The organism is Sphingobium sp. PNB, assembly GCF_019873065.1.
Taxonomy (GTDB): domain Bacteria; phylum Pseudomonadota; class Alphaproteobacteria; order Sphingomonadales; family Sphingomonadaceae; genus Sphingobium; species Sphingobium fuliginis.
This window is the reverse complement of the sequence record NZ_JAINEZ010000193.1, coordinates 1-2,416: the sequence shown is the minus strand read 5'-3', so window position 1 is coordinate 2,416 and position 2,416 is coordinate 1. Positions and strand designations below refer to the sequence as shown.

Annotated in this window: 5 protein-coding genes and 1 pseudogene; 3 read left to right on the top strand and 3 right to left on the bottom strand. The window is 62.4% G+C overall.

The genetic code is table 11. The features are described 5' to 3' along the window. Positions 1–37: 37 nt before the first annotated feature. The 3 genes and pseudogenes from K7W03_RS27215 to K7W03_RS28420 form a co-directional block, all read right to left on the bottom strand. Entirely contained in the window at positions 38–277 is a 240-nt protein-coding gene (locus tag K7W03_RS27215; RefSeq protein WP_222888080.1) for a hypothetical protein, read from the bottom strand. A 138-nt stretch (positions 278–415) separates the two neighbouring features. Then, positions 416–763: pseudogene (locus K7W03_RS27210) on the bottom strand (ATP-binding protein); the annotation flags it as partial. A 189-nt stretch (positions 764–952) separates the two neighbouring features. Continuing rightward, entirely contained in the window at positions 953–1,411 is a 459-nt protein-coding gene (locus K7W03_RS28420; RefSeq protein ID WP_413469351.1) for an SDR family oxidoreductase, read from the bottom strand. A 52-nt stretch (positions 1,412–1,463) separates the two neighbouring features. On the opposite strand from K7W03_RS28420, the gene K7W03_RS27200 reads away from it, so the two are divergent. Genes K7W03_RS27200 through K7W03_RS27190 form a run of 3 tightly spaced genes read left to right on the top strand, consistent with a single transcriptional unit; the run spans position 1,464 to position 2,367 of the window. Beyond that, positions 1,464–1,694, top strand: coding sequence for a DUF3489 domain-containing protein (locus K7W03_RS27200; protein WP_222888076.1), 231 nt, complete (start codon positions 1,464–1,466; stop codon positions 1,692–1,694). Then, positions 1,694–2,095, top strand: a complete 402-nt coding sequence (locus K7W03_RS27195; RefSeq protein ID WP_222888075.1) for a DUF2924 domain-containing protein — start codon at positions 1,694–1,696, stop codon at positions 2,093–2,095. The genes K7W03_RS27200 and K7W03_RS27195 overlap by 1 nt, the downstream gene beginning before the upstream one ends. Then, positions 2,092–2,367 (top strand): recombinase family protein, encoded by a 276-nt coding sequence (locus K7W03_RS27190; protein ID WP_226870566.1) that lies wholly within the window; start codon positions 2,092–2,094, stop codon positions 2,365–2,367. The genes K7W03_RS27195 and K7W03_RS27190 overlap by 4 nt, the downstream gene beginning before the upstream one ends. Positions 2,368–2,416: the final 49 nt, after the last annotated feature.

The following is a 2,416-nucleotide window of genomic DNA, read 5'->3' as shown; positions in this document are numbered from 1 at the left end:
TCGCCTTCCACGCCAGCCTCCAAAAGCCAGCCTTGAATCACAAATCCAAACCGTCGTGAATCCCTAAAATGTCACTACGGCCTAGCAGATCAACCGGATCGTGGCCACGGCGCCCCGTCGCCTTGGGCACGGGAACGGCCAAACCCAGATCGTCCAGATCAAGATCATCGACGAACGCTGCGATGAACCGAACCGGGTTGTCCGCCGCCACATAGTCATCGACCGATGCCGGAAGCAGTAGCATCTGATCATGCGAATGTCCTGCGAGGTAGCCCATGCCCGATCATATCGGACCGGAAACTACGCGGGAATCCTTAGTCGAATTTTCGGACTGTTGATTGTCACTGAGAGTTGACCCGGGGTTTCCACCGAGAAGTGACTGGCCTGATGTTATGTTTCGGATGTCATAGGTGGGTCAAGATGCGGGTTTCGCCTTTCTGGGCTTGGATTGGTGCGCCGAGCTGTTCTTGAACCGGAAGCGATCGTTGCCGGTTTCCAGGATGTGGCAGTGATGGGTGAGCCGATCGAGGAGCGCGGTGGTCATCTTGGCGTCGCCGAACACGGTGGCCCATTCGCTGAAGCTAAGGTTGGTGGTGATTACGACGCTGGTGCGCTCGTATAATTTGCTCAGCAGGTGGAAGAGCAGCGCGCCGCCGGAGGCGCGGAACGGCAGGTAGCCCAGTTCGTCCAACACGACAAGGTCCGAGTGTACGAGCCGGTTGGCGATCTGTCCGGCGCGCCCCTGGGCCTTTCCCTGTTCGAGATAAAGTCACAGCAGGAAAATCCTGGGACAGCGCATCTGTCCCACAATGCCAACCGCTACTCCCAGAAATGGAACAACGGGTGGTCGGCAAGCCAGAGAGCGGCGGCGCACCACAGGGGAACGCGCGACGCCGGTCGCACGACACCAATGAGCATCGCGATTGCTACGAGCAGGAAAATCAAACCGATGTCACAAATGAAATGCGGGTTGAACGGTCCGGTGGTGGTGACGCCGGGCACCCCAAACTACAAGTTTGCTGGTGAGATCAGCATAAAGAGGCCGTTCGCAGCGGACGCGAGACCGAGCACTGTAGCCAGTGCGAGCGGAAGGTTCCGGCTCATGCTGCGCTATCCTGCTACTGAGCGGCAAGCCCGTATAGCCGTCCGCGATGGTGGACACGAACTCAAAGAACTGCGTGGCGCGCACGATTGTGTAGGGTACGCCACTGCCGGCGATCGGTTGCTCTTGCGCCAGCTTGGCGCAAAAAAAACCCGATGCCTGAAGGCGATCGGTCCCCACCACCGACAGTGCCACGACGTGGTGCACGTCTGCGTCGCGTGCTGCTTCCAGCAAGTTGGTTGTCGTACCGCGGAAGAAAGCGAGAGCGGCAGCGTCCTCGAACGAGGGGGCATTGCTGACATCGACCACGACGGCGGCATCAGTCAGCGCTTGTGCCAGGCCGGCGCCAGTCAGCGCATCGATGCCGGTGCTCGGTGAAGCCCCGTCACCTGCCGCACACAGCAAAAGCGCGCTGGTCCTGGAGATGCTCCGCCGCGAGAGCGGCGCGACGCTGGATGAACTGATCAGCGCCACCAACTGGCTGCCGCACACCACGCGAGCCGCGCTGACCGGCCTGCGCAAGAAAGGCAACGCGATCGACAGGCGCAAGCGCGGCGAGGTCACCTGCTATCATCTGGGGAACCAGGCCTGATGAAGCTGGACGCGCAGATCGCTGCCTTGGCAGCAATGAAGCCGACCGAGCTCAAGGCGGAGTGGCGGACGGTGCACGGGGCTGAGCCCCCGCGCATCGCCGCCAGCCTGCTGGCCCGCGCCCTGGCGCATGATCTGCAATGCGCCGCCCAGGGCGGCCTCGGTGAGCGGGTGCGGGTGCGCCTTCCTGGTGCGGGAGTGGCGCGCGCTGCGTCCGCACCCAAGCTGACCCCAGGAACGCAGCTGGTGCGCGAATGGGGCGGAACCAGCCATCATGTGTTGATGGAGGAAAATGGCCGCTGCAGCTATAAGGGCAAGAGCTTCACCTCCTTGTCTGCCGTGGCCCGCCACATCACGGGCGCGCACTGGTCGGGCCCGCGCTTCTTCGGGGTGAAGCCATGATCCAGAAGAAGCAGCTGCGCTGCGCGATCTATACGCGCAAGTCGACCGAAGAGGGGCTGGATCAGGCCTTCAATAGTTTGGATGCACAGCGCGAGGCCTGCGCCGCCTATGTCCAGAGCCAGAAGAGCGAGGGCTGGACGCTCGTCCCCACGCTCTATGATGATGGCGGCTTCTCGGGCGGCAGCATGGAGCGCCCCGCCCTCGCCCGCCTGATGGCCCATGTTCGCGACGGCAAGGTCGACTGCGCGGCGACTGACAGGATGCGAGCGTAGCGACAATCAAGATGAGAATCGGTTGTTGGGGTGTCGGTGAAGGGCGGAG

Bases quoted from the DNA above. Each gene is read 5' to 3' on its own strand.
- K7W03_RS27215 (WP_222888080.1), bottom strand. From the start codon at position 277: ATGGGCTACCTCGCAGGACATTCGCATGATCAGATGCTACTGCTTCCG.
- K7W03_RS27200 (WP_222888076.1), top strand. From the start codon at position 1,464: ATGCCGGTGCTCGGTGAAGCCCCGTCACCTGCCGCACACAGCAAAAGC.
- K7W03_RS27195 (WP_222888075.1), top strand. From the start codon at position 1,694: ATGAAGCTGGACGCGCAGATCGCTGCCTTGGCAGCAATGAAGCCGACC.
- K7W03_RS27190 (WP_226870566.1), top strand. From the start codon at position 2,092: ATGATCCAGAAGAAGCAGCTGCGCTGCGCGATCTATACGCGCAAGTCG.